Origin of the sequence: Streptomyces sp. NPDC048211, from assembly GCF_043202315.1 — a bacterium.
Lineage (GTDB): Bacteria > Actinomycetota > Actinomycetes > Streptomycetales > Streptomycetaceae > Streptomyces.
Genome location: NZ_JBIDAD010000003.1, coordinates 295523 through 321765, shown reverse-complemented (window position 1 = coordinate 321765; position 26243 = coordinate 295523). Strand labels below are relative to the sequence as shown.

At 71.0% G+C, this 26243-nt stretch carries 21 protein-coding genes; 11 read left to right on the top strand and 10 right to left on the bottom strand.

Annotated elements, in window-relative coordinates; genetic code table 11:
* Nucleotides 1-158: 158 nt before the first annotated feature.
* Nucleotides 159-1376 (bottom strand): PucR family transcriptional regulator, encoded by a 1218-nt coding sequence (locus tag ACGFZA_RS14190; RefSeq protein WP_385271984.1) that lies wholly within the window; start codon nt 1374-1376, stop codon nt 159-161.
* A 139-nt stretch (nt 1377-1515) separates the two neighbouring features.
* On the opposite strand from ACGFZA_RS14190, the gene ACGFZA_RS14185 reads away from it, so the two are divergent.
* The 3 genes from ACGFZA_RS14185 (at nt 1516) to ACGFZA_RS14175 (ending at nt 5693) form a co-directional block, all read left to right on the top strand.
* A complete protein-coding gene (locus ACGFZA_RS14185; protein WP_393679080.1) occupies nt 1516-3045 on the top strand; it encodes a long-chain fatty acid--CoA ligase in 1530 nt (509 codons plus the stop codon).
* 252 nt (nt 3046-3297) lie between these two features.
* Nucleotides 3298-4173, top strand: a complete 876-nt coding sequence (locus ACGFZA_RS14180) for an alpha/beta hydrolase family protein (RefSeq protein WP_393679078.1) — start codon at nt 3298-3300, stop codon at nt 4171-4173.
* A gap of 119 nt (nt 4174-4292) precedes the next feature.
* A complete protein-coding gene (locus tag ACGFZA_RS14175) occupies nt 4293-5693 on the top strand; it encodes a carboxylesterase/lipase family protein (protein ID WP_393679076.1) in 1401 nt (466 codons plus the stop codon).
* A 138-nt stretch (nt 5694-5831) separates the two neighbouring features.
* Here the strand turns inward: ACGFZA_RS14175 and ACGFZA_RS14170 are convergent, their stop codons facing one another.
* Complete coding sequence (locus tag ACGFZA_RS14170; protein ID WP_393679074.1) at nt 5832-6923, bottom strand: PucR family transcriptional regulator; 1092 nt, start codon at nt 6921-6923, stop codon at nt 5832-5834.
* A 715-nt stretch (nt 6924-7638) separates the two neighbouring features.
* Here ACGFZA_RS14170 and ACGFZA_RS14165 point away from each other — a divergent pair.
* Nucleotides 7639-9195 carry a polysaccharide lyase family 1 protein gene (locus ACGFZA_RS14165; RefSeq protein ID WP_393679072.1) on the top strand — a complete coding sequence of 519 codons (1557 nt, stop codon included), beginning with the start codon at nt 7639-7641 and terminating at the stop codon, nt 9193-9195.
* Between the two features lie 114 nt (nt 9196-9309).
* Here ACGFZA_RS14165 and helR read toward each other — a convergent pair whose 3' ends face one another.
* Entirely contained in the window at nt 9310-11454 is a 2145-nt protein-coding gene (helR, locus tag ACGFZA_RS14160) for an RNA polymerase recycling motor ATPase HelR (protein WP_393679071.1), read from the bottom strand.
* A 411-nt stretch (nt 11455-11865) separates the two neighbouring features.
* Between helR and ACGFZA_RS14155 the strand changes: the two genes are divergently transcribed.
* On the top strand, nt 11866-12417 hold the full coding sequence (locus tag ACGFZA_RS14155; protein WP_393679070.1) for a DinB family protein: 552 nt from the start codon (nt 11866-11868) through the stop codon (nt 12415-12417).
* A 153-nt stretch (nt 12418-12570) separates the two neighbouring features.
* Here ACGFZA_RS14155 and ACGFZA_RS14150 read toward each other — a convergent pair whose 3' ends face one another.
* The 4 genes from ACGFZA_RS14150 to ACGFZA_RS14135 form a co-directional block, all read right to left on the bottom strand.
* The gene (locus ACGFZA_RS14150) at nt 12571-13074 is read right to left on the bottom strand and encodes a helix-turn-helix transcriptional regulator (protein ID WP_393679069.1); all 504 of its coding nucleotides are present in this window, start codon (nt 13072-13074) and stop codon (nt 12571-12573) included.
* 140 nt (nt 13075-13214) lie between these two features.
* Complete coding sequence (locus tag ACGFZA_RS14145; protein ID WP_385272010.1) at nt 13215-13625, bottom strand: VOC family protein; 411 nt, start codon at nt 13623-13625, stop codon at nt 13215-13217.
* Nucleotides 13626-13746: 121 nt separating this feature from the next.
* A complete protein-coding gene (locus ACGFZA_RS14140; protein ID WP_393679068.1) occupies nt 13747-14271 on the bottom strand; it encodes a GNAT family N-acetyltransferase in 525 nt (174 codons plus the stop codon).
* Between the two features lie 128 nt (nt 14272-14399).
* A complete protein-coding gene (locus ACGFZA_RS14135; RefSeq protein WP_393679067.1) occupies nt 14400-15203 on the bottom strand; it encodes a methyltransferase domain-containing protein in 804 nt (267 codons plus the stop codon).
* A gap of 305 nt (nt 15204-15508) precedes the next feature.
* Between ACGFZA_RS14135 and ACGFZA_RS14130 the strand changes: the two genes are divergently transcribed.
* A complete protein-coding gene (locus tag ACGFZA_RS14130; protein WP_385272019.1) occupies nt 15509-16603 on the top strand; it encodes a protein kinase family protein in 1095 nt (364 codons plus the stop codon).
* Between the two features lie 44 nt (nt 16604-16647).
* Here ACGFZA_RS14130 and ligD read toward each other — a convergent pair whose 3' ends face one another.
* Entirely contained in the window at nt 16648-17616 is a 969-nt protein-coding gene (ligD, locus tag ACGFZA_RS14125) for a non-homologous end-joining DNA ligase (protein WP_385272022.1), read from the bottom strand.
* 140 nt (nt 17617-17756) lie between these two features.
* Here ligD and ACGFZA_RS14120 point away from each other — a divergent pair, with 140 nt between their 5' ends.
* A complete protein-coding gene (locus tag ACGFZA_RS14120; protein ID WP_385272025.1) occupies nt 17757-19781 on the top strand; it encodes a prolyl oligopeptidase family protein in 2025 nt (674 codons plus the stop codon).
* Nucleotides 19782-19817: 36 nt separating this feature from the next.
* On the opposite strand, the gene ACGFZA_RS14115 is transcribed toward ACGFZA_RS14120, so the two are convergent.
* Both ACGFZA_RS14115 and ACGFZA_RS14110 read right to left on the bottom strand, forming a co-directional pair.
* A complete protein-coding gene (locus tag ACGFZA_RS14115) occupies nt 19818-20276 on the bottom strand; it encodes a nuclear transport factor 2 family protein (RefSeq protein WP_393679066.1) in 459 nt (152 codons plus the stop codon).
* A 173-nt stretch (nt 20277-20449) separates the two neighbouring features.
* Nucleotides 20450-21127: an ArsR/SmtB family transcription factor gene (locus ACGFZA_RS14110; protein ID WP_393679065.1), complete on the bottom strand. Its 678-nt coding sequence runs from the start codon at nt 21125-21127 to the stop codon at nt 20450-20452.
* A gap of 66 nt (nt 21128-21193) precedes the next feature.
* Here ACGFZA_RS14110 and ACGFZA_RS14105 point away from each other — a divergent pair, with 66 nt between their 5' ends.
* The 4 genes from ACGFZA_RS14105 (at nt 21194) to ACGFZA_RS14090 (ending at nt 26120) form a co-directional block, all read left to right on the top strand.
* A complete protein-coding gene (locus ACGFZA_RS14105; protein ID WP_393679064.1) occupies nt 21194-22735 on the top strand; it encodes an isocitrate lyase/phosphoenolpyruvate mutase family protein in 1542 nt (513 codons plus the stop codon).
* A gap of 157 nt (nt 22736-22892) precedes the next feature.
* A complete protein-coding gene (locus ACGFZA_RS14100) occupies nt 22893-24146 on the top strand; it encodes an amidohydrolase (RefSeq protein ID WP_393679063.1) in 1254 nt (417 codons plus the stop codon).
* A gap of 226 nt (nt 24147-24372) precedes the next feature.
* Nucleotides 24373-25545, top strand: a complete 1173-nt coding sequence (locus ACGFZA_RS14095; RefSeq protein ID WP_385272039.1) for a serine hydrolase domain-containing protein — start codon at nt 24373-24375, stop codon at nt 25543-25545.
* 125 nt (nt 25546-25670) lie between these two features.
* Nucleotides 25671-26120, top strand: coding sequence for a spore-associated protein (locus tag ACGFZA_RS14090; protein ID WP_385272042.1), 450 nt, complete (start codon nt 25671-25673; stop codon nt 26118-26120).
* Nucleotides 26121-26243: the final 123 nt, after the last annotated feature.

The window sequence follows — 26243 nt, the reverse complement described above, 5'->3', positions numbered from 1 at the left end:
TGCGCCATGGCGCCGGGTGCGGCGTGCGCGTACGGTCGCTGGACGTCCTCGCCCGATGCACCTGCTGCGCCTCATCGTCCATGCACCGAGCTCACCTGGCCCGACGGCCCCGCCGCAACCGAATTCATCCCCACGGCGGCCGGACACACGGGGGCGAGTCAGCGTGTACGGAGCCTGAGAGCCCGCACCCCGGCGTACAGGGCGGCGACGTCGGCGGGCCGGAGCAGGGAGCGGCCGGTGAGGCGGGAGACACGGTCGAGCCGGTTGCGGACCGTGTTGCGGTGACAGTAGAGGGTCTCCGCGATCTCGGTGGTCGAACCGGTCTCGGACTCCAGCCACGCCGTCAGCGTCTCGATGAGGTCCTTGCGGTCCGGTGCGGCGAGGACCGGATCGAGCAGGGCGATGCCCAGCCGCAGCGCCAGGTCGTGCCCGGCCGCGACCAGGGCCGCGGCCGGGTCGTGATCGAGCGTCACCGCCCCGTGCGTCCCGGAAGGCAGCGAGGCCCGGGCCAGCGTGGCGAGGCGGAGCGCGTCGGAGCTCTCGCGCAGCCGTGTGTACACGGGACTCAGACCGGCGCGCCCCGTGACCGCGGCGCCGACCGCTTCCAGGACCAGCGAAGTTCCAGGAACACGGGCGGAACCAGAGGAGAGAGCGGGGTCGGGCAGTGCGACGATGCCCGCCAGCCCGTCGGGGCGGGGGCGCCAGGCCGAGCGCAGTCCGCTGCGCAGCAGGACCTGTTCCATCGCCGTGCCGTCACTGTGCTCGGCGACGACGCAGATGTACGGCCCCTGCTCGGGCAGCCCCAGGGAGGCCGCGGTGCCGCCGAGCCTCGCCCAGTCGGCCGTCTTTCCGGTGAGGAGCGCGTCGAGCAGCAACAGCCGCTGCAGCTCATCCGCTCGGGCCAGACCCACCAGGGTCTCCCGGTAGACGTCGTTGACCGTCTGCGACGCGGCGTCCAGCAGGGACCAGATCGACATGGACGCCTGGGCGATGTCATCCATCGTCGTGCCGGGCTGTTGCGTGGCGCGCTCGATGAGGGCCTGGGCCATCAAGCGGTAGCCGATGCGGAAGGCGTGCAGGACCGCGTCGAGCGGAACGCCCTGTGTGGCGCGACGGCGGACACACTGCCGGGTGGAGTCCGTGCGCACCGGCCGGCGGTCGGCCATGCACGTCAGCTGCTCGTGCAGATTGCGCTCGTTGAAGTCGCGTACGTCGGCCCGGACCTCCTCGCTCAACTGCGCGTAGGGGGAGATCTCCGCGGTGATCGCACGGAACAGGTCGTCAGCGAGGGCGTCGACCCGCTCCACCAGCCCCGCCGCACACACGGACAACAGCGGAGGAACGATCAGGCCGCCATCGGCGTGCTGCTCTGGCATGCCGGCCAGCATACGGTTCACCCCCCGGACCACGATTGTGCAGACGCACAAGACGGGTGCCGGATCCGAGGTCGTCCGCCCACCACGTACCGGGCTTGTTGTGCCTCAGCATTTCCTCACGAGCCGCTGAGGAGAACTGATGCTGAACCTGTCGTCCCTGCTGGAGCACAGCGCCCAGGAGTACCCCGAGCGAACCGCGCTGGTCCTCGGTGACACCCGGCTGACCTACGCCGAGCTGCTGTCACGGTCCGAAGACATCGCCGGCACGCTGAGGCGCCTGGGCGTGGGCAGGGGCGACAAGGTGGCGCTGTCCTGCCCGAACGTGCCGGACTTCCCGGCCGCCTACTTCGGCATCCTGCGGACCGGGGCGGTCGTGGTGCCTCTCAATGTGCTACTGCGCCCGCAGGAGGTCGCCTACCACCTCACCGACTCCCGTGCCACAGCCTTTCTCTGCTTCGAGGGAACACCCCAGCTGCCTCTGGCCGAGGTGGGGAAGGCGGGCTTCGACCAGGCGCCCGGCTGCGAGCACTTCCTCCTGCTGGACCGGATCTCGCACACGGGGTCCGGGAGTGCCGGGCCCGTCGAGACGGCGGCCACCGAGGCGGAGGACACCGCCGTGATCCTGTACACGAGCGGCACGACGGGACGGCCCAAGGGAGCCGAGCTCACCCACCGCAACATGGCGATGAACGCCATGGTCGCCGACCGGCTGTTCACGGCGGCGGAGGACGAGGTGATGCTGGCCTCCCTCCCGCTGTTCCACGCCTTCGGCCAGAGCGCGGTGATGAACATGGGGCTGCTCCGGGGCGCCACCCTCGTCCTGCAGCCCCGCTTCGACGCGGAGGAGGCCCTCCGGCTGATGCACCGCGAAGGCGTCACGTTCTTCGCGGGGGTCCCGACGATGTACTGGGCCCTGCTCGGCGCGCTCGGAGCCCTCGACGGAGGGGCACCGCCCGAGCACCTGCGTACCGCCGTCTCCGGGGGAGCCGCCCTGCCCGTCGAGGTGCTCCGGCAGTTCGGGAAGGCCTTCGGCGTGGGAGTGCAGGAGGGGTACGGACTCTCGGAGACCTCGCCCGTCGCCTGCTTCAACCCGCCCGGGCTGTCGCCGAGGCCCGGGTCCATCGGCCGGCCGGTGTGGGGTGTGCAGATGAAGCTCATCGACGACGCGTGGCAGGCCGTCCCCGACGGTGGTCCGGGCGAGATCGCGATCCGCGGGCACAACATCATGAAGGGCTACTACCGGCGGCCCGACGACACGGCCTCGGTGGTGCGTGACGGCTGGTTCCGTACCGGAGACATCGCCCGGCGGGACGAGGACGGCTACTACTACATCGTGGACCGGGTCAAGGACCTGATCATCCGTGGTGGCTTCAACGTCTACCCGCGCGAGGTCGAGGAGGTCCTGATCACGCATCCGGCCGTGAGCATGGCCGCCGTGGTGGGTGTACCCCATGCCACGCACGGGGAGGACGTCAAGGCGTTCGTCATCCTCGCGCCCGGAGAGCGGCTGAGCGAAGAGGAACTGATCGCCTGGAGCCGCGAGCGCGTGGCGGCCTACAAGTACCCCCGCAGCGTGGAGTTCCGCGACAGTCTGCCCCTGACGTCCACCGGCAAGATCCTCAAGCGCGAACTGACCGCGGAGACCGGCGGGGGAGCCGCACCCGCCTGACCGCCCGCAGAGCGTGCGAGCGCCGCTCGCGGGACCGACCGGGGTCCGGGATCCGCCGAAGAGCCCGTGACCCGACAGGGCAGGACACCATCCGGCCCACGACCGACGGCATCGGCACATTGCACAAACCCCGTCGTCGGTGATTGCCGCGATTGCGCAGAGACGGCCGCCGATCGCTCCCCCAGGATGTGCCATCAGGCACCGATGTGATCCGGATGAATCAACCAGCTCGCCCCGACGTCAGGAGTCGCCGTGTTGTGGAGAAGGAAACTGCTCGTCCCGCTGGCCGCACTCACCCTCGTACTGTCCGCGTCGGCAGGCGCGGGCGCAGCGCCGTCACCCGCCCCCGCCAGCGCCAGTGCCCCCGCGGCGTCGGCCGCCGTTGACTTCGGCGCCCCCGGGCCCTACGCCACCGCTGTCGAAGTGGGGGCGGTCACCACCCTGTACTACCCGCGTGACATCGCCGACAGCGACCGCCGCCACCCCGTCATCGTGTGGGGCAACGGAACCTTCGCCTTCCCCGTCGTCTACCGGGACCTGCTGCTGCACTGGGCCAGCCAGGGCTTCATCGTCGCCGCGGCGAACACCCCGCAGTCCAATCTCGGCATCTCCATGCGGGCGGGCATCGACATGCTCACCCGCAGGAACTCCGACCCGGACAGCATCTTCCGCGACCACGTCGACCTGGAGCACATCGGCGCATCGGGCCACTCACAGGGCGGCGCGGCCGCCATCGTCGTCGGTTCGGATCCCCGCATCGACACCATCCTGCCCATCCAGCCCGGCCCGCTCGCCGACATCAACTCCGTGCACGTCCCCGCTCTCCTCCTGGCAGGTGAGAAGGACAGCATCGTCTTCCCCTTCCTCGTCAAGGCCTTCTACAACGCGGCCGACCACATACCGGCCCTGTACGGGGAAGTGCGCGGAGCCGACCACTTCACGGTCGTGGGAGACGCCGGCCCGTTCGCCGCACCGACCACGGCGTGGTTCCGTGCCCAGCTCATGGGCGACCAGGCGGCCCGTGCCCAGTTCTTCGGCCCCGCCTGTGGCATCTGCACCGACTCCACCGCCTGGTCCGACGTGCGGCGCAACGGCCTGGCCCTGAACATTCCGGCCGTCAGTCCGTAACAGGCGTGACGCGCACCGGGGCACCACAATGCCTGTGGTGCCCACACCCCCTCGTATCCGCCTCCCTCCGTGCGCTCCCGCGACGGGGGGAGGCGGGCGCACCTCGTGAAAGGACCGACATGGACGTCATCGCGACCACGTGCCAGGGCAAGGTCCGCGGCCGCGTGCGGGAAGGAATCGCCACCTTCCTCGGAATCCCCTACGCCGCAGCGCCGTTCGGAGCCCACCGCTTTCGCGCCCCGGCGCCCGTCGAACCCTGGGAGGGACTGCGCGACGCGCTGGCCTACGGGCCGACCGCGCCGCAGCGCCCCTACCGGCCGCCGCTCGACGAGCTGATCCCCGACGTGGACATCCCGGGGGAGGAGTGCCTCAACCTCAACATCTGGGGTCCAGACGCCGGTGGCGGGCAGCTGCCCGTGATGGTGTGGATCCACGGCGGATCCCTGCGCAACGGCTCGGGCGCGGTGCCGCTGTACGAGGGCCGGGCCTTCGCGCGCGACGGCGTGGTCCTGGTCACGGTGAACTACCGGTTGGGTGTCGAGGGGTTCGGGGTGTTCCCCGACGCACCCGACAACCGGGGCCTGCTGGACCAGATCGCGGCTCTGACCTGGGTGCGGGAGAACATCGAGGCCTTCGGCGGCGACCCGGACAACGTCACGGTGTGCGGGGAGTCCGCCGGGGCCATCAGCATCGCCGCCCTGATCACCAGCCCTCGCGCGGCAGGACTGTTCCAACGGGCGATCCTGCAGAGCGGACCACCGCAGACGGTGTCGCGCAGCCGGGGCGCGAAGACCGTGCAGGCGATGGCGAAGGCGTTGCGGGTGCCCGCCACGGCGGAGGCGTTCGCACAGGTGGACGGCGCGGTGCTGCTGGACGCACAGGACGAGGTCGTCGGCAAAGCCGATCCGATCAGCGGAGGCCCCGGATTCCACCTCGTGGTCGACGACGACGTGGTTCCGGCCCACCCCTCGCCGCCCACGGTCGATCTGCTGATGGGAGCCAACCGGGAGGAGTACCGGCTGTGGTTCGTGCCGAGCGGGGCGGTGGACCGCGTCAGCGGATTCTCCCTGCGGCTGGCGCTGCTGAAGTTCCGGATCCCGGGGCGTGTCGCCCGGCTGTACCGGGCGGCCAGACCGGGCGCGAAGCCCGGGGAGATCCTCGGCGAGATGGCCACGGACCTCCTGCTGCGAGGGCCGCTCAACCGTCTTGCCGACGCGCGGCCGGCCCGGACGTTCCTGTACGAGTTCGCCTGGCGCTCGCCCGTCATGGAACTGGGCGCGTGCCATGCGCTGGAGATCGGCTTCGTCTTCGACAACCTCCGCCACGGTGAAGGGCTCACCGGACCGGATGCGCCTCAGCCGCTGGCGGACGTCATGCATCGGGCCTGGATCGCGTTCGCTGTCTCCGGAGACCCGGGCTGGTCCGCCTGGGACGCGCGCCGGCCGGTCATGGTCTTCGACCATCCCGGTACGGGTGTGGTTCTCGCGCCACGCCAGGAAGAACTTGAGGCCTGGCTCTGACGGCGTGACCGGCCGGGCCTGCCGGGAGGGGGCACCGGCCACCCGGCCGGGGCCTTCGGCTGGACCAGGTGCCGGATCAGGCAGGCTCAGGGAGCGGGATCAGGTCCGTTCCCCGGTCCGGCGGGACCGGGCCACCCGTCAGGCGAGATCCCTGGCGACGAGCGCGGCCTGGAGCAGCCGCGCATCGGCGGGGACCGCGAGGTCCAGCCCGGTGAGTGCGCTCACCCGGTGCAACCTGTAGTCCAGCGTGTTGCGGTGGACGCACAGCTCCAAGGCGCTCCGGCGGCGGTTGTGGCCATGCTCGACGAACACCCGCAGCGTCTCCAGCAGGTACGGATGCTCCTCCAGCGGGTCGAGCTTGGCGGCCAGGCGCAGCAGGGCGTCACCGGGGCGCGCGAGCTGGTATTCCAGCAGTACGTCGTCGAGCCGGTACAACCCGGGTGGGCGGTCCAGCCGCTGTACGAGCTCCAGTACGCGCCCGGCCTCCGCGGCGGCTGCGGGAACGGCGGAGGGATCAACGGCCGGCGCAGCGGCGGCGAACACGCGCTGGCCCACCTCCTTGCCGAGCGAGGCCGGCAGGCCGAGCACGTCACAACCGCCCGGCAGCAGCGCGATCCCGGCGACGTGGTCCATCAGCACCGGCACACCGGCGCGGGCCTCCAGGCAGGACTGCACCAGCCTGGCGGGCGGATTCGACTCGAACGACAGGGCAACGACCTCGTGCTCTCCGGTCACCGTGACGCCTGCCGCCTCCGCCAGCTCCTCGTACGGCCTGCCGGCCAGCAGCGCGGTCAGCAACGCCCGCCGTGCCCGCTTGTCCTCGCTGTGGATGTCCTCCTGTGCGTTGCGGTGAGCGAGCACGACGGCGGGCATGGCCGCGTGCAGCCAAGCGAGCAGCCGGGTGCCCGCCCCGGCCAGCTCCTCGGGCTCCGCCGTCTCGGCCAGGGCCTGCCACCACACCTCGGCACCGATGAGATAGGCGGCGATCACGGCCTCCAGCGGCACCCGTTCCTCGGCCCGGCGCCCCGACCACTCGATGAGCCGGGTCAGGTCACCCGCGTCCATGGCGCCGCCGTCACGAAGCGCCCGCAGCAGCAGCGCGTGTACCGCCGTGATGGACCGCGTCACCTCACCGTCCAGGGTGCGCCGGGGGAGTTCCCCGTAGAACGGCACCTCCGCCGCGCAGCGATCGATCACGGTCGCGGTGAGATCGGCGCTGCGGACAGCCATCCGCGCATGTAGGCCAGGCATCGGCGCATCGTCACACCGCCTCGTGCTTCCGTCAATCACCGCTCCTCCCGAGGAGACGCCTTGCACACAGGTGAGGTCCCGGAAGAACGCGCTTGCTTCGCGGGGATCATCCGGTGAGATGCGGGATCCATGGCCTCTGGGTCCGGCCGAACGTGCCCTGAATTCACCTCTAAATCCAGTGATCGTAGGGCAGTTGGTGCATCAGTCGAAGCGCTTCCGGGGGTCGGGGTGTCCAGAGTCTTGCCAGCCCGGCTGAAGCAGTCCTATTCTCACGACCAGAAAGCGCTTTCCCTTTTTTCTGAACTCCGTTCCGGTGACCGTGAGGCCATGGCGCTGCCGTGACTTCGCGAGCGAGCCGCCATCGATCCGGCGCGGGGCTGTACCCGCGGTGCGGGCATGCCGCGGTCGAGGACGTGCGCCACGACGACGGCGCACCGTGTCACCCCGCACGGTTTCGAAGGCGGCGGCTTCCTGTGGTGTCGGTGGCGGTGATCCCGCGACCGGCGCCGACGTACGCGCAGCTCCAGGCCGCAATGGCGCGGCCCGTTCGATCGCACCGAAGAAGAGCACCCGCAACCGCGCAGATCAGGGCATGTCCGGCACGAAGTCGGCAGCCGGCGTACGCCGGACCTTTAACTGACATGGGCATGCCATTCCGCGCCCCGGCCCAGAAGACGAACAGGGAGAAACCATCATGAAGAGGCGAGTCGCACTGCGACTGTACGCGGCGCTCAGCACGGCCGCCCTTGCCGCCGCGACCGGTGTCGTCGTGTCGATGCCCTCGGCATCGGCCGCGACCGGTGGGGCCACCGGCTACGCGACCCAGAACGGCGGCACCACGGGCGGTGCCGGCGGGCAGACGGTCCGGGCCACCACCGGCACCGCGATCCACCAGGCCCTGTGCAGCCGGGCCAGCAGCAGTACCCCGATCATCATCGAGGTCGAGGGGACCATCAACCACGGCAACACCGCCAAGGTGTCCGGCGACAGCTGCAACACCGCGGCCGGTGTGATCGAGCTCAAGCAGATCAGCAATGTCACGATCGTCGGTGTCGGCAGCGGCGCCGTCTTCGACCAACTGGGCATCCACATACGCCAGTCCAGCAACATCATCATCCAGAACGTGACCGTGAAGAACGTCAAGAAGTCCGGCTCGCCCACGTCCAACGGCGGCGACGCCATCGGGATGGAGAGCGACGTCCGCAACGTCTGGGTCGATCACGCGAGCCTGGAGGCGTCGGGCGGGGAGTCGGAGGGATTCGACGGCCTCTTCGACATGAAGGACAACACGCAGTACGTGACGCTGTCCTACAGCACCCTGCGCAACTCCGGCCGTGGTGGCCTCATCGGGTCGAGTGAGACCGAACTGTCGAACGGCTTCGTCACGTTCCACCACAACCTGTACGAGAACCTGGACTCCCGTACCCCGCTGCTGCGCGGGGGCATCGCCCACATCTACAACAACTACTACGTGAAGCTCAACGAGTCCGGGATCAACTCCCGGGCCGGGGCCCGCGCCAAGGTGGACAACAACTACTTCAAGGACTCCAAGGACGTCCTGGGCACCTTCTACACCGACGCGGCCGGGTACTGGCAGGTCAGCGGCAACACCTTCGACAACGTGACGTGGTCCGCCCCCGGCAGCGAGAACAACCCGGCCGGGCCCGACCCCAAGTCCAACACCACCGTCAGCATCCCCTACGCCTACAGCCTCGACGCGGCATCCTGCGTGCCCGGCATCGTGGCCCAGACCGCAGGCGCCAACAAGGGGCTGAAGGTGTCGGACGGCAACTGCTCGACGCAGACGCCGACCCCGGACCCGACCGACCCGACTCCCGACCCGACCGACCCCACTCCGGACCCGACCGACCCGACCACCCCCGCCGGGACGAACCTCAGCATCGGGGCAGGCTCGGACGGGACAAGCAAGGCCGACGGGACGAGCTACGGCAACGTGCGGGACGGCAACCTGAGCACCTACTGGTCGCCCGCCGGAGCCACCGGCTCGATCTCGGTCAAGTGGGCCTCGGCGACCGCCGTTTCCTCGGTCAACATCCGGGAGGCGTCGGGTTCCGCCGGCAGCATCGGATCCTGGAAGGTGGTCAACGGCGACACCGGAGCCGTACTGACCTCCGGCAGCGGCGCGGGCGCCATCACGATCCCGAAGACCTCGTTGCGCAAGATCACCTTCGAGATCACCGGCTCGACCGGCACCCCGAAGATCGCCGAGTTCGAGACCTACGCCGGATAGCGGCAGCCCCGCACTCTCTGTCCGGACCCGGCAGCGACGGGTCCGGACAGGCGGCGGGCGACGCACGCGGATACGACTCCGGCATGACCGCAGCGGCGGTCATGCCGGTCCGCGTCAGGAGCTCGTGAGGACGACGAGGCGCTGGGTCGCCCGGGTCATCGCGACGTAGCGGTCGACCGCTCCTTCGACGCCCTCACCGAATTCCTGCGGGTCGACGAGGACGACCAGGTCGAACTCGAGCCCCTTCGACAGCTCCGGGGTCAGCGAGCGGACCCGGGGCGTGGCCAGGAACGCGGGATCGCCGATGACGCAGGCGATCCCCTCCGCATGTGCGGCGAGCCACGTAGCGAGGACGGTGTCGAGCTCGGCAGTGGATCCGTGGACGACGGGAATGCCGCTGCTGCGGACGGAGACAGGCACGTTGGCATCGGGGAGCGCCGCCCTGATGACCGGCTCCGCCTCCGTCATCACTTCCTCCGGCGTCCGGTAGTTGATGCTGAGGGAGGCCAGCTCGACCCGGTCGAGACCGACCCGCTCCAGCCGCTCCCGCCATGATTCCGTGAAGCCGTGCCGGGCCTGGGCGCGGTCCCCGACGATGGTGAAGCTCCGCGAGGGGCAGCGGAGCAGCAGCATCTGCCACTCCGCGTCGGTGAGTTCCTGGGCCTCGTCCACGACGATGTGCGCGAACGGTCCGGCGAGCAGGTCGGGTTCCCCGCCGGGCAGCGCGGATCCGTCGACCAGGGTGTCCTTCAGGTCCTGTCCGTGCAACATCGTGACCGCACCTTCGCCGTCGGCGTCGGCCTCCAGCAGGGAGTCGATGACGTGGGCCATGTGCGCGCGCTCGGCGGCGACGGAGGCGTTGTGCCGGCGCCGGCGCAGCGACGTCTCCGGGTCACCGAGCCGCTGGCGTGCGGCGTCCAGGAGGGGCAGGTCGGACACCGTCCAGGCCCGGGCGTCCGCGCGCTGGAGCAGTGCCACGTCGTCGCGGCTCAGCCAGGGGGCACAGGTCCGCAGGTAGGCGGGAACCGACCACAGGTCTCCGACGAGGTCGGCTGCCTCGATCAGCGGCCACGCCCGGTCGAAGACCGCGAGCAGTTCCCGGTTCTGCAGCAGGGACTTGCGGAGCAGTTCGTCCGGCGCGTCGCCGTCGTGTCTGTCCACCAGGATCGTGACCAGTTCCTCCAGGATCTGGTCCCGCGCCTCGTTGTGCGGGGTGCCGGGCGCGGCTTCGAACGCCACAGCCCAGTCGTCGGCGCTCAGCCGGATGTCCGACCACAGGGTCGTGACCGTCATTCCCGCGGCGGGGGGCTCCTCGTAGAACCTGACGGCCGGCTCGATCGCCTTCACCAGATCCGCGGACGACTTCAGGCGGGCCACGTCCGGATCCGCCTCGGCCACCGCCGCGGCTCCCTCGGTGACGAGGTCGCGCAGGGTGCAGGTCTGTACTCCCTCCTCCCCGAGGCTGGGCAGCACGTCGGCCACGTAACCCAGGTAGGGCTCGTGCGGACCGACGAACAAGACGCCGCCGCGGTGGTGACCGAGGCGGGGATCGGAGTAGAGGAGGTACGCGGAACGGTGCAGGGCGACGACCGTCTTTCCGGTACCCGGACCACCGTCGACGACGAGCGCGCCACGGGAGCCCGCGCGGATGATGGCGTCCTGATCGGCCTGGATGGTGCCGAGCACATCGCGCATCCGCGCCGACCGGTTGCCGCCCAGCGTGGCGATGAAGGCGGACTGGTCGTCGAGCGCCGCGTGCCCGACCGCCCCGTCCGGGGTGAACACCTCGTCCCAGTAGTCGCTGATACGGCCCCGGGTCCAGCGATACCTGCGGCGGCTGTCCAGCCCCATCGGGTTGGCATGGGTGGCTCCGAAGAACGGCTCGGCCGCGGGGGAGCGCCAGTCGAGCAGCAGCCGACGGCCCGTGCTGTCCGTAAGCCCGAGCCGTCCGACGTAGACGGGCTCGGAGCCGTCCGTGGCGACCATGTGTCCGAGACACAGGTCCAGGCCGAACCGGCGCAGCGTACGCAGCCGTGCGGTCAGCCGGTGGATCTCGATGTCCCGGTCCATCGCCTGGCGTCCCATGCCGCCGGGCGATCTGCGCTCGGCGTCGAGGCGCGCGGACAGTTCGGCGACCGACTGTGCGAGGCATGCGGCGACGGCCGCGAAGTGCTCCTCGTCGCCGGCGGTCAGCTCAGGGTCGGCCTTGGGGGAGAGGCGGTCGGGAAGGCCGAACACGCTGGTGGTCACTGGGTTCATGTCAGCAGTTCCGATCCGAGGTCGAGCCCGAGAATTCCGTCGGTGCGCACTTGTGCGCGTCGGTGTGCGGCGTCCTCCACCGCCAGGCGTGCCCCACCGGGCCGCCGTCACCGGGCAACCCGCAAACCGGCAAGAACATATGCACTCCGTGAATCTCCCATTTCCGCGACTTCTTGGCAGCGACGAGTGATTCTGCGTCATGACGGGGGCCTTGCCGCAAGCCCCCCACTGCGCTATAAGTTGAGAGTGGCGAGAGGTGGGTATTCCCTTTCGCTATCGGTGAGAGTGACTGTGAGACCGACATCGTCCTGCCGAACAGGCGGAAGCGATGAGAAGAGTCACCTCCCCCTCAAGTCCCGTCCAAGCACCACGCCTCTTATCCACCCGCCACCGGGACGGGATGATGGGGGCATGGTCACATCAAGCAGACGAGCTGAGGTATTCGCCGGGGCCGGTCCCGACCGCCGGTTCAGTGGTCCGGGCACCGCCGGCGAACGGTCCATGCTGATCGATTTCCTCGGGGACCAGCGAGCGACCCTGGAGATGAAGTGTGCCGGTCTGGAAGGGGAGCTGGCCCGGCGCTCCGTGGAGCCGTCCACGCTGTCGCTGCTCGGCCTGGTCCGGCACCTGGCGGAGGTGGAGCGCCGCTGGTTCCGCCGGGTACTGGCGGGGCACGATGCCCCGCCCCTCTTCTGCTCCGGGGACAACGCCGACGGTGACTTCGACACGGTGGATTGCGGCCCGGAAACGGTCGCGGCGTCCTGGGCGGCCTGGCGGGCCGAGGTGGCGTTCGCCGATCGGCTGGTCGGGGAGGCACCGCACCTCGACATCAACGGCCATGACGCCTGGCGCGGAACGGTGTCGCTGCGCTGGGTGCTGCTCCACATGATCGAGGAGTACGCCCGCCACAACGGGCACGCGGACCTGCTGCGCGAACGGATCGACGGATCCAGGGGGTTGTGACTCCGGGCCGTGCCGCCGCCGGAGCACGTCGGCCGGGCGCCTGCGGCCCACGTGGACGCGCCGACGCCCATAGGGGCGGGGCCTGCCGCCGGCGCGTCACGCGCCCCTTGCAGGGCGGCGTTGCGGGCGCAGGCAGGCCGGCTGCGACCCCGCTTACGCCAGCACCGGTTCCGGACCGACGGCGCCGGTCGGTGTACGTCGTCCGGAAGCGGTCGCGGCACTCTCCTGCCGCCCGACCGGTCGCTCCGCCTGCTGCGGCACCCACGGCGTCGTCGCCGCGGCGGTAGCCGTCGCTCGGCTCCGATAGACGTGGGGCGGTACGCCGACGAGTTCGGTGAAGCGCGTACGGAAGATGCCCGGCGACGGGCAGCCGACCGCGCGTCGGGTCGCGGCGACGCTCAGACCACCGTGGCGCAGCAGGGCAGCCCCGCGCTCGATGCGACGGGCCATCAGATACGCGTACGGGGACGTGCCGTAGGCCAGCCTGAACTGGCGGCTGAGCTGCCCGGCCGCCACGTTCGCGCCGCGGGCCAGCGCTTCGACGTTCAGCGGCCGCGCGTACTCCCGGTCGATCCGGTCGCGTACGCGACGCAGGCGTGCGAGGTCGCTCAGGTGCTGCGCCGCAATGCGTGCGCGCCCCCACCCGGGGTGACACATGTGAGCTCCGTTTCGTCGACGTCCTTGTGTGTTGCTGGGGTGCGGCGGCGGTTACGGGTCCCGAGCGGGCGGGACGGCCGCCGGTCCACCCGCCGGCGGTCGCGGTCCGGACCTCGCGGCCGGACCGATGACCGGACGGTTCAGCGCAGCTCCTGGATGCGGACCAGGTTTCCCGCCGGATCGCGGAAGGCGCAGTCGCGGATTCCGTAAGGCTGCTCGGTCGGCTCCTGGACGACCTCGGTGGTGCCCGCCTGCACCTTCTCGAACGTGGCGTCGAGGTCCGGGGTGGCCAGCAGGATCCATCCGTAGGTGCCCTTGGCCATCATCTCGGTGATGGTGCGGCGCTCGGCCTCGGTGATGCCGGGGTCGACGGCGGGCGGCGCCAGCAGGATGGACGTGCTGGGCTGTCCGACGGGGCCGACCGTGATCCAGCGCATCTTGCCCTGTCCGACGTCGCTGCGGACCTCGAAGCCGAGAACGTCGCGGTAAAAGGCCACCGACGCGTCCGGGTCGTCGTGCGGGAGGAAGCTCGTGTGAATGCTGATGTCCATGACGATCATGCTAGAGCCGCGCCTGGGACCCGCGCTTCTTGATTCCTGACCGATTCCCGCCCGATCCCCGCCTGATTCCCGGTCTTCTTCATGACAGCCCTTTGCTGCTTTCCGGCCCCGCCTACCTCCCACCGTCCCGTACGGACCTTTCGAGGAGCGTGAACGACTTGGGCGGACCGCCCGGCTGGGGCTTGCCCTCCTTGTGCCCGACAACCCGGTATCCGGCGTCGAGGTAGTACGCCTCCAGACGGGCGTTACCGGCGAGGCAGTCCAGACGTACCAACGGGCGGCCCGCCTCGGCCACGCGTCGTTCCGCCCTGCGCAGCAGTTGCAGGCCGGTCCCCGCCGGGGCACTGCTGTGGTCCACCATGAGCCGGTGCACGTAGCCGGCCGTCGGGGGCTGCGGCCCCCAGGCATCGTCGTCCTGCCACCACAGCTCCCAGGCCCCGACCACGCGGCCGGCAGCCTCCGCGAGCCACACCTCCCCGGTCTCCGAGATCCGGCGGAAGTGGTCCTCGCCCAGCTCGCCCGGCTGCCACTGGCCCGTGACGCCCCGGGCAAGCATCCAGCGTGCGGCGGCGTCGCGCAGCCGCACGGCAGCGGCAAGGTCGCCCTCACCGGCAGGACGGAAGAGCAGCGTGTTCATCTCGCGATCTTCGCACGGGCGTTCCCCGCACCCGTCGCCGCGATGTCGCACCGGGATGCCGACCGCGGACCCGACCAGTGGTGCGACGCCGTTCTTTCCTCGGGGAGTACCGGCGAGCGAACAGTGCGTCAGGGGCGACGCCCCCACGCGGAGATCATCGGAGCGGTGGCGAGGTCGAGACGGCCGGTGGCGATGGCGGCCAGATGGCGGTCGATCTCCTCCTCGGTGGCGAGCCCCTCCGACACGAGAAGGGGCCGGATCTGCCGCACCGTCGCCGCCTCGAGGACGGAGCACGCGGGCGAGGTGATCGGGAAGTACGCGTCGGCCTCCACGTCCTCCAGACCGGCTTCACGCAGCAGCCTGGGCAGGGTCCGGCCGTACGCGAGGTCCGCGCCGCGAGCGGCCATCAGCGCGCGGAAGCCGGAGCGCAGCCGGTTGGCGAGCCGCTGTTCGGGGCCGGACTCGTCCGGGCACAGCAGCGGCTGGAGCCCCGGGTCGGCATCCTCCAGGAGCAGCCGGCCTCCCGGCCGCAGCGCCTGGACCATGCGGCGCAGCGCCTCGGCCCGATCGGTGACGTGCACCAGGACCAGGCGGGCGTGGACGAGATCGAAACCGCCGGGAGGCGGCGGGTCGGCGGCCACATCGTGGCGCACCACCACGATCACGTCGTCGGTGACGCCCCGGGTCCACGACACGTCGATGTCCGTGGCGACCACCGATCCTGTCGGCCCGACCCGCTCGGCCAGCCCCAGGGGTACCGAGAGAGAGCCGGCGCCGACCTCCCAGCACCGCATGCCGGCGGTGATCCCGAGCCGGTCGACATGACGGAACGTCACCGGATCGAAGAGTGCGCTGAGAGCGCCGAAGCGGATGCCCGCCTCCGACTGCTGGTTGTCGAGAAGGTAACCGCGCTCCGTGTCGTGTTCAGCCATGTCGCGATCCTGTCAGACGCCGCAGATGGGGCGGGGTAAGAGGCCCGCGCCGGTGAGACCGACGGTTGCGGAGCACCGCGGACCGCAACGCGGTGTCGGCGACCGGGCGGGCCCGACGGGGCTGCCTGCGGTGACGCGTACCGGGTCTTCCGCGGCGCCGTGGCCTCGGGCGCTGCCGAGGGCGCGCGGCTGTCCGCGCCGCCTGCCACCTCTCCGCGTCCGTCGGCCATCACGGCCGCGTGAACCGTGCGGTGACCTCTGACAGGATCGGCAGCGGTCGGACCTCACGCAGGACAGGAGTCGCCATGGAGCAGAACGAGGCACCGGGTGTCGCGCGGGCGGCGGCCCACACGGTGGTGGGGGAGCGGCTTTCCCTGCTGAGCGACCGTGCATTGGCGGAGATGATCGCCGCCGCGCCTGAACTCGGCTCGGGAATCGGGGGCAGGCGGGCCGAGATCGAGATAGCGGGTACGCGTGTCTTCGTGAAGCGGGTGCCCCTGACCGATGTGGAGCTGGCGTCGCAGTACCACCGCTCGACGGCCAACCTGTTCGAGCTCCCGCTCTTCTACCAGTACGGGGTGGGATCGGCGGGATTCGGTGCCTGGCGGGAGCTGGCGGCACACCTGACCACCACCGACTGGGTCCTGAGCGGTGAGTACGGGGGCTTCCCGCTGACGTACCACTGGCGGGTCCTTCCGGACCGGGCACCGGACTCCTTCGTCGACGAGTTCGGAGGCATCGAGGGGGCGGTGGCCCACTGGGAGGGATCCTCCGCCGTACGCCGCCGGCTGGAAGCCATCGGCCGGTCCTCGTCCAGTCTGGTGCTGTTCCTGGAACACATCCCCTGGACGCTCGGCGCCTGGCTCCGGGAGGCACGAGACGGAAAGGGGACGGAGCTGGACATGGACGACTCCTACGTGTGGGCGGAGGACGCGCTCCTGCGCGGAACGGAGTTCATGGGCGCACGCGGGCTGGTGCACTTCGATACGCACTTCGCCAACGTGCTCACCGATGGCAGGCAGGTCTACTTCGCGGATTTCGGCCTCGCTCTCAGCCGGGGCTTCGACCTCGCGCCGCAGGAGACCGCCTTTCTCGCTGACCACCTCCTGTACGACCGCGCCTACGCCCCCTGCCACCTGCTGCGCCACCACCTGCCCGAAGTGGTGAGGGGTGGGGCGGAGCTCGGCCCCTTCCTCCGCGAGTGGACCGCCGGCCGCCGGCCCACCGGCGTGCCCCCGGGGATCGGCGCGATCATCGAACGCCATGCCGCGATGGCTGCGGTGCTGGACGAGTTCCACCGACAGCTGGTGAAGGAGAGCAAGCGGACTCCGTTCCCTGCCGCAGAGATCCGGCGCACCCTGGCCGATGGACAGTCCTCCGCGGGTTGCGGGCGGGCGTGAGGGCAACTCCGTTGCAGGCACCGGGCGTGAGCGTCGGACGTCTGTCAGTCCAGCCGGGTCAGATCCGGCCGCAGCCGTTGCCAGACCGGATGCCGCAGCCGGCCGGCCCTGGTCCATTCCGTTGCGGTGACCTCGGCGACCAGCCGCGGCTCCACCCAGTGCGCGCCGCTCACGTCGACCGGGTCCGCGAACGGGGATGTCGATCGTGCGATCACCGCGAAGTACGCCGTGAGTTCGCTCTGTTCACGCTCGGACATCCCCGATCCCACCGAGCCCGCGTACCGCAGCCCGGCAGGACCCGCCACGCCGACGAGTACCGCCCCCGGCACACCTGCGGCGGAGCCCCGTCGCTGGGTCCAGCCCCCGATGACCACGTCCAGGGACTCCACCCGCTTCGTCTTGCGCCAATGAGCCGATCGGGTGCCCGGCGTGTACGGCGAGGAGAGCCTCTTGGCCACCACGCCCTCCAGGCCTTCACGGACCACCGCGTCCCACACCTGTGCGCCGCGGCCGTGCACGGATGAGGGTGCCGACCAGTGAGGTCCGGCAGGCCCCAGCGCGGACAGTGCTTCGCGGCGCTCGCCGTACGAGGCGCCGAGCAGCTCATGACCGTCGATGTACATGACGTCGAAGATCATCAGATGGACCGGGCAGTCCCGTGCGAGGCGGCCGGCGCGCCGCGGGTTGACCACGCCCATCCGGCTCTGGAGCAGGCCGAAGTCGGACCGCCCGGATGGGTCGAGGACCACGATTTCACCGTCCAGGACCACACCGCGTCCGCGTAGTTCACGCCCCAGCGCCTGCAGTTCCGGGTAGGTCACCGTGATGTCGTTGCCAGCCCGCGAGGTCAGGCGGACCGAGCCGTCGCCCGTGGTGCTCAGGACGCAGCGGACACCGTCCCACTTGGTTTCGAACGCCCAGTCCGTGTCGGGCACGGGCAGCGGACCCGGCACGGCCAGCATCGGTGCGATCGACGGCGGCGACCAGAGGGCGCCGGAAGGATTCGGGACCATGGCCCGATGATCGGACGCCCGGCGGATCTGCGCAGAGGGAGGCCGCCGGATCGGGCACCGAGATCCCGGAACGGGCGGGCTCCGGCTCCCCGGACGGATCCGGTTCCCCGCCCGGCCCGGCGAGCCTGCACAATTCTGTGGTGATCACTGATGACCCGTACCTGTGGCTGGAAGACATCGAGGGCGAGGCCGCGCTCGCCTGGGTGGCCGAGCGGAACGCCGAGACGGAGGCCGCACTGGCGGACGGCGCCGGGTTCGCCGCGCTGAAGGACCGCCTGCTGGAGGTGCTGGACGCGCCGGACCGGATCCCCTACGCCTCACGCCACGGGGAGTTCCTCTACAACTTCTGGCGGGACGCGGAGCACGCGCGAGGTGTGTGGCGGCGTACGACACCGGAGGAGTACCGCACGGACGCTCCCCGGTGGGAGATCCTCCTCGACGTCGACGAGCTCGCCGCAGCGGAGGACACGAAGTGGATGTGGGCCGGTGCGCGGGTCCGCCGTCCCGACTGTGGACGGGCCCTGGTGAGTCTCTCGCGCGACGGCGGGGACGCCGTGGTGGTCCGCGAGTTCGACCTCGGCACCCGGACGTTCGTCGAGGACGGCTTCCAGGTGCCGGAGGCGAAGACGAGGATCGGCTGGATCGACGCCGACACCGTCTTCATCGGCACGGACTTCGGTCCCGGCTCCCTCACCGATTCCGGCTATCCGCGGACGGTTCGCAGATGGCGCCGCGGCACCCCGCTCGAAGCGTCCGAGCCGGTCTTCGAGGGCGGGACGCGGGACGTGGCGGCCGGGGGCTGGCACGACTCCACACCCGGATTCGAGCGGGACTTCGTCTCCCGGTCGATGGACTTCCACCACAGCGAGACGTATCTGCTCGCCCCTGACACCTCGCTCGTCAGGATCGACGTCCCGGACGACGCCAGCGCGTACGCCCATCGCGAGCATCTGATCGTCACTCTGAAGTCCGACTGGCTCGGACACCCGGCGGGCTCACTGCTGGCCTTCGGCTTCGACGCCTTCCTGGCGGGCGACCGGACCCCGGAGGTGCTGTTCACCCCCGACAGGCGGACGGCTCTGGCCGGGCACTCGTGGACCCGTCACCACCTGATCCTGGCGACGATGCACGATGTCAGCACCCGTATCGAGGTCCTCACCCCCAGCCCCGGCGCCGGATGGACGCGCGAGCCGCTCGCGGACGTTCCCCAGCTCTCCGCCGTCACCGTGGTGGACACGGACCCGGACGTCTCCGACGAATTCTTCCTCGACGTCTCCGGCTTCCTGCAGCCGTCCACGCTCTACCACGGGACGATCGGGGGCCGTACGGAGATCCTCAAGCAGGCTCCGGCCCGCTTCGACACGACGGGCCTGGCCGTGGAGCAGTTCTTCGCGATCTCCGGGGACGGCACCCGCGTGCCGTACTTCGTGATCGGCCCGGACCGCACGCGTACAGGCCCCGGCCCCGCCCTGCTCTACGGATACGGCGGCTTCGAGGTCTCGCTCACCCCCTACTACGGCGCGGTGACGGGCCGCGCGTGGCTGGAGCGGGGCGGAACCTACGTGATCGCGAACATCAGGGGCGGCGGTGAGTACGGACCGGGCTGGCACCGGGCCGCGCTCGGCGCCGACCGGGCACGGGCCTTCGAGGACTTCGCGGCCGTCGCCGCCGACCTCGTCACCCGGGGCATCACCACTCCGGCGATGCTGGGCGCCACGGGGGGCAGTAACGGCGGACTGCTCATGGGCGCGATGGTCACCGGTTACCCGGAACTGTTCGGCGCGATCGTCGCGCAGGTGCCGCTGCTGGACATGCTCCGCTTCCACGAGCTCCTCGCAGGTGCCTCCTGGATCGCCGAGTACGGCGACCCGGACGACCGGGACGACCGTGAGCACCTGCGTGGGATGTCGCCGTACCACCGGCTGGCCGCGGGCCGGGCCTACCCGCCGTTGCTGCTGACGACCTCCACCCGTGACGACCGCGTCCACCCGGGCCACGCCCGCAAAGCGGCCGCACGGCTGCGCGAACTCGGTCACCGCGTCCTGCTCCACGAGAACACCGGCGGCGGGCACGCGGGCGCGGGCGACAACGAACAGTCCGCCCACAACAACGCCTTGATGCACACCTTCCTGTGGCGGCACCTCTCCCCGCCGGCCCTGGACTGACCGGCAGATCACCGGGGCCGGGCACGGCCGCGCCCCTCACGGCGTGCAGGCCTCGGCGATCGACAGGCTGTTCTCGTAGAGGTGGTGCCGGGTCACGCGGCCGCCCTCCACGGTGAGGTGGAGCGCGAACGGGCCGCTGAAGGGCTTGCCCGTCGCCCGTACGGTTCCCGACAGGTGCCCCATCAGGACCGCTTCGGTTCCGTCGACGAGAAAGGTCTCGACGGAGGCACGCGCGTCCTCGGCCACGGTGTACGCCGCCAGCTCCGCTGCCTGGGCCGCGCATTCGGCGGCGGTGGACCGCGGCCGGATCCACGGGACAGCGGGGTTCTCGGCCAGCAGCCAGTCGACCTCATCGGCGAAGAGCGCGGTGAGCCGCGCGGTGTCGCCTGCCAGCCGTGCGGCGAGGAAGGCCTGTACGACAGCCAGGGTGGTCTCGTCGGCGGGGACCGCGGCCGGTGCCGAACTCGGCTCGGCAGTTGCGGGCTTGACGGCCATAACGGGCTCCTTGCGGCTGGGGCGGATATCCGGCGGGGGTTCCCGCCGCTGTGCCCGATCCTGCCGGGAGAGGGAAGAAGCCGTCGATTACCCCGGAGGTAATCCGCGGCTGCCGGCTACCCCGGAGGTGGTCGGCAGCCGGACCCCGGGCTCGTCCACGGCACAGCGGTGCTTCACGTCACCTCCGCACCCAACAGCTCCCGAAAGGCGTCGGCCCCTACGACGGTCACCTTCACCGCCCGGCCGGACCCGATCCGCCGTACCCACTGCCGCTCCAACGCCGTGGCGCACAGTGCCGCACCCACCGCGCCGGCCAGATGCGACCGGCGCTCGGTCCAGTCCAGACAACTCCGCACCAGGGGCCGGCGAGAGCCCGCGGGGTGCCGGTAGCCGAGGGCGTCGGCCAGCCAGTCCAGGCCCGCCGGAGTGACGGCCGGCCCGGATCCGTCGGAGACAAGCCCCCGGGACACCATGGCCCCGGCCAGGGGCACCCCCAGTTCACCGGCCAGGTGGTCGTAGCAGGTCCTGGCCCGCGCCTCGGCGCCCGCCCGTACCGACTGGCGCAGATTCCGCGGCCGGGGGGCGCCCGGGGCGTACGAGGCGACGGCCTCGATCAGGGCGGCCGCCTCGGGGCCGGCCAGCCGTACATAACGGTGCCGGCCCTGCCGCTCCTCGGCCAGGATGCCGCCCTCGACGAGACGGGAGAGCTGCTCGCTGGCGGTGGACGCGCTGACTCCGGCACTCCGGGCCAGTTCGCCCGCGGTCCAGGCCCGGCCGTCGAGCAGAGCCTGACAGAAGGTGGCCCGGGTGTGGTCGGCAAGCAGAGAAGCGGTCTCGGAGAGTGAGGACATACAGCCCATGATGCCGCTGGAACGGTTCGGGCAGTGCCGAACCGTTCCAGCCCTAGCGTGAGAGCCATGACGCACACGACGCACGAGTTCGATCGTTTCGAGGACGTACGGTCCGCGCTCACCGACCCGGCCCTCGTCCCCGGACTGCCGGCCGCGGAAGACGGCCCGGCCGGGGCGGGTGTCGCCTGGCTGCGTGCCACCGTGGCCCGGTTCAGCCACGGTGAGGCACACCGCCGGCGCCGGGCCCTGGTCGAGGCCGAGCTGGCCCGTCTGACACCCGAAGCGCTGCGCCGGGCGGCCGCCGTGGCGCCCGGGGAAGAGACCCGGGTCGCCGTCGTGCGTACTCTTGCGGACGCCCTGGGACTGCCGCGGCCCACAGCCGTGGCCGAGGCGGTGACCGTGGTGGCCGGGGTCTACTTCGGTGGTGACGACGCAGCCGCCGACGAAGCGGTGGCCGCGCTCGTGCGGTGGCTCGCGCCACCCCCGTCGAACGAGGCCGCACGGGAGTCCGCGGCCAACCTCATCGGTCTCCTGGTCCAGGCGTGCGGGGCCACGGCAGCGCTCGTCGACACCGCTTTTGACCACAGCAGCGTTCCGCTCTCCAGGATCCTGCGGGACATGCCGCCGGTGAGCGCCATGCGCCGCGTCGCCGTCGCAGCCACCGGAGTGGGCGGCCGCCACATCGCCGAAGGTGACGTGGTGCTTCTCGACCTGGCGGCCGCCAACCGCGCACACCCGTCGCTCCTCACCTTCGGCGCTCCGCCCCGCGTCTGTCCCGGCCGGGCCCACGCCCTCGCGCTGGCCGACGGCCTGCTGCGGCGCCCCCTCACCCCGTTCGCCCGCCTGCACCGCCGGACCGCTCCACTGCTGCTGCCCAACGCCTGGGACTACGCCTCAGCCGCGGCGCTGGCAGCCGAGGGCTTCCCCGCCGTGGGCACCACGAGCCTGGGCGTGGCCGCCGCCGCAGGCCTGCCGGACGGGGTGGCCGCGACGTTCGAGGAGACCCTGGCGCTGACTCGCCGCCTCGGAGAGGGCCGCTTCCTGTTCACCGTCGACGCCGAAGGCGGGTTCAGCGACGACGCGGAGGAAGTGGCCGAGAGGGCACGGGCTCTGTACGACGCGGGCGCGGCCGGCATCAACCTCGAGGACGGGCGCGCCGACGGCACACTCGCGCCGATGGAGGTGCACGCGGCGAAGATCGCCGCGGTCAAGAGCGCGGTGCCTGAACTGTTCGTCAACGCACGGACCGACACCCACTGGGCGGCCCGCCAGGAGGACGAGACCGCCACGCGCCTCGCCCTGTACGAACAGTCAGGCGCCGATGGGGTGTTCGTCCCCGGGCTGTCCGATCCGGACAGCATCGCCGAACTGATCTCGGCGCTGGTCGTGCCACTGAACATCCTGTACACACCGGCCGGCCCCACTCTCCCCGAACTGGCCGCGCTGGGCGTGCGCCGGGTCAGCCTCGGCTCACTGCTCTACCGCACGGCGCTCGCGACGGCCGTGACCACGGCGACCGCCATCCGGGACGGACGCCCCTCCGACGCGTGTGCCTTGTCCTATGCCGAGGTTCAGGCACTGGCAGGCACGGGGCGGGAGCCCGTCTGACGTCTCCGGCCCCGGCGGTCGGTGACCGCAACCGGTCGCGGCAGTGTCCGCTCCAAGCCGGCACAGGCGGAGGCCGCTCCGGAACAGCGGGTGCCGTCATGCGGTCCACCACTGCGGAAGGTACGGTGCCCGGACCGGCACGGAGGAGGAACGCGACATGGCGAGCACGGTGACTGAGGGTCTGCCACACATCCGCGAGGGCCTTGCCGACTTCTACCGGGACCTGCACCGCCATCCGGAGTTGTCGCTCCAGGAGACCCGGACCGCCGCCCTGCTCGCTCAGCGCCTGCGGGCCGGAGGATTCGACGAGGTCACCGAGCAGGTCGGCGTCACCGGCGTGGTGGGTGTCCTGCGGAACGGGGACGGCCCGGTCGTGATGCTGCACGCGGACTTCGACGCGCTGCCCGTCGAGGAGAAGACCGGGCTGCCGTACGCCAGCACGGCGCGAGCCGTGGACGGCGAGGGACATGAAGTACCTGTGATGCACGCCTGCGGGCACGACATGCACGCTGTGTGCCTGACAGGCGCCGCCGCCCTGCTCGCTCAGGCCCGCGAACAGTGGAGCGGAACCCTGCTCGTGGTCTTCCAGCCGGCCGAGGAACTGGCGGTCGGCGCCCGCGGAATGGTGGCCGACGGGCTGTTCGAACGCTTTCCCAAGCCGGACATCGTCCTGGGCCAGCACGTCGGACCTCTGCCGGCCGGATTCATCGGCTACGGCAACGGGCCGGTGATGGCGGCCGCCGACTCGCTGAACATCACGCTTCACGGCCGGGGCGGCCACGGGTCCAGGCCGGAGGCCGCGATCGATCCGGTGTTGATGGCGGCGAACGTCGTCACCCGGCTCCAGGGCATCGTCGCCCGAGAGGTCCCGCCGGCTGAGACCGCCGTGGTGACGGTGGGGCGTATGAAGGCCGGCACCAAGGACAACATCATCCCGGAGACCGCGGAACTGGGTGTCAACATCCGCACTTTCACCCCGGCCGTACGCGAACTGGGCCGCAGTGCGGTGGAGCGCATCGTGGTGGGGGAGTCGCAGGCGAGCGGTGCCCAGAAACCGCCGGACTTCACCTGGTTCGCCTCTGCCCCCGCTCTCGTGAGTGAACCGGAGGCCACGGAAGCGACCGTGGCGGCCTTCTCCGCGCACTTCGGCGAGCAGCGGATCCTGCCGATGCCGCAGGTGAACGCGAGCGAGGACGTGGGCGTGTTCGGCGAGGCACTCGGCGTGCCGACGGTGTTCTGGTTCTGGGGCGGCCTGGAGACGGAGTCGACGGTCGCCGCGTTCGCCGAGGGACGTATGGACGAGTTGCCGGGCAACCATTCCGCGCTCTTCGCACCGGTCATCGAACCGACGCTGAGTACCGGCGTGGAAGCCCTGGTCGTGGCGGCGTTGACCTGGCTCGGCAAGGTGTGACGACGATCGGCCGGGGGACCCGCACCGACGCGCCCGGCCCCGGGCGGGGGCCCGGACCCGCGCCCGGGGCGCGGCGGGCGGCGGTCGGACAAGGCCGGCAAGCATGACGTGACCCCCGCATCGGCGGGCGTGTCGCGCTCGGCCGGATGGAGCAGAGCCGCGCGCGGGTTGCGGACCGACGGGTGAAGCTGGACGTTCCACCGCGCTCACGCCCAGGAGTCCTCCCGTGCCGCTTCCCGGCTTCCCGCAGCTCCGCCTGCCCCTTGTCACCCTGCTGGCCGCTGCCTGCCTGGCCGGGCCGGTGCATGCCCCGGCCTACGCCGCAGATGTCCCCGCCGACCACGACCGCGCACTGCGACGGCAGTTGCAGGAGCTGACCACCGCACCCGGTGGGCCGCCCGGAGCGATTGCCGTCCTCAGGCGCGGGTCCCGTACCGAAGTCGTCCGGGCCGGCGTGGCCGAGACCGGCACAGGCCGCGCGATCGAGGCCACCGACCACATGCGCATCGCCAGTACGGCCAAGGCCTACAGCGGAGCGGTCTCCCTCCAACTCGTCGACCGCGGGAAGCTGCGGCTGAACGACACCATCGGCCGGGTGCTCCCCCGGCTGCCGCGTGCCTGGCACCGGGTCACGCTGCGCCAGCTCCTGAACCACACCAGCGGACTGCCGGACTACACCGCCGACCCCGCGTTCCTGGACCTGCTGACCGCGAACCCACGCCGTCACTTCGACTCCCGCCGGCTGCTGGACTTCGTCGCCGCCGAGCCGCTGCTGTTCCGCCCGGGGGCCCGGTACGCCTACTCCAACTCCGACAACATCGCCGTGGCGCTGATGGCGGAGGCGGTGACGGGCCGCCGCTACGAGGATCTGCTCGCCCAGCTCGTGTACCGCCCGCTGGGCCTGCGCAGCACCAGCCTGCCGCAGGGCTACCGGATGCCCGAGCCGTACATGCACGGCTACGACGTCACCCCGCCGACCCCGCCGGAGGACGTCAGCGAGGCACTGAGCGCGTCGGGCGTGTGGGCGTCGGGCGGGATCATCTCGACGCCGAAGGACATGACGGCCTTCATCCGCGGCTACGCCGGCGGGACGCTGATCTCCGACCGGACACGTCGTCAGCAGTTGCGCTGGGTGGACGGTGCGTCCGAACCCGCGGGCCCCGGCAGGAACAAGGCCGGTCTGGCGATCTTCCGGTACACCACCCGCTGTGGCGTGGTGTACGGCCACACGGGCAACTTCCCCGGCTACACACAGCTGGTCGCAGCCACACCGGACGGCAAGCGGTCACTGACCTTCTCCCTGACCACCCAGGTCAACAAGACGAACAAACCCGAACTCCTGGAGCGGGTACGGGCCGTGGAGGAGAACTTCGTCTGCGCGCTGCTGCGCGAGCCGTAACCCGGACACGGGCGGGACCGAGTTCCTCGCCGTCCATCTCAGGGCGTATGGGGTACAACCATCCTTGCCACCCGTGGGTCACATCAAGTGGGAGTATTCCGCTCTCGAAGACACAAGGGGGATAAATGGGAAGCATGCGTAGTATCGCGGTCGCGGGGGCGTTGAGCACGCTGGTGGTGGGCGCCACGGTCGTGTGCGGCACAGCCGCCTCCGCCGCACCCAACGTCACGCCGCAGGGCGTCTGCGGCAAGGCGTACAAGACCGTCAACTCGGTGCCGGTCGGCTCGCTCGGCACCGTGTACCTGACGTACAACTCCACCAACGGCAAGAACTGCGTGGCGACCATTCGTGCCAACCCGGGCACGGCCAAGGAGGTCTCCACGTACATCTACGTGCCCGACACCGACGAGTGGGCCGGTGACTCCGGGAACTACACGTCGTACGCGGGTCCGGCCTACGTCTACGGCAAGGGCCACTGCGTGAGCTGGGGTGGCAGCATCGCCAACGTGTACGTGTCGGTGGACAACTCCAACTGCGCGGCGCGCGTCGAACACCGGGTCACCGAGATTCGCTGACCCGGACGTCCCCGGGGCGGTCCGCCGGCCCTGTGGGCGATGGGGTGAAGCCGGTCCGCCAAGAGGCCGACGGGCCGCCGCAGCCGCCACCGCGCACCTCCGGATCGACGGGGTGCGGGGTGG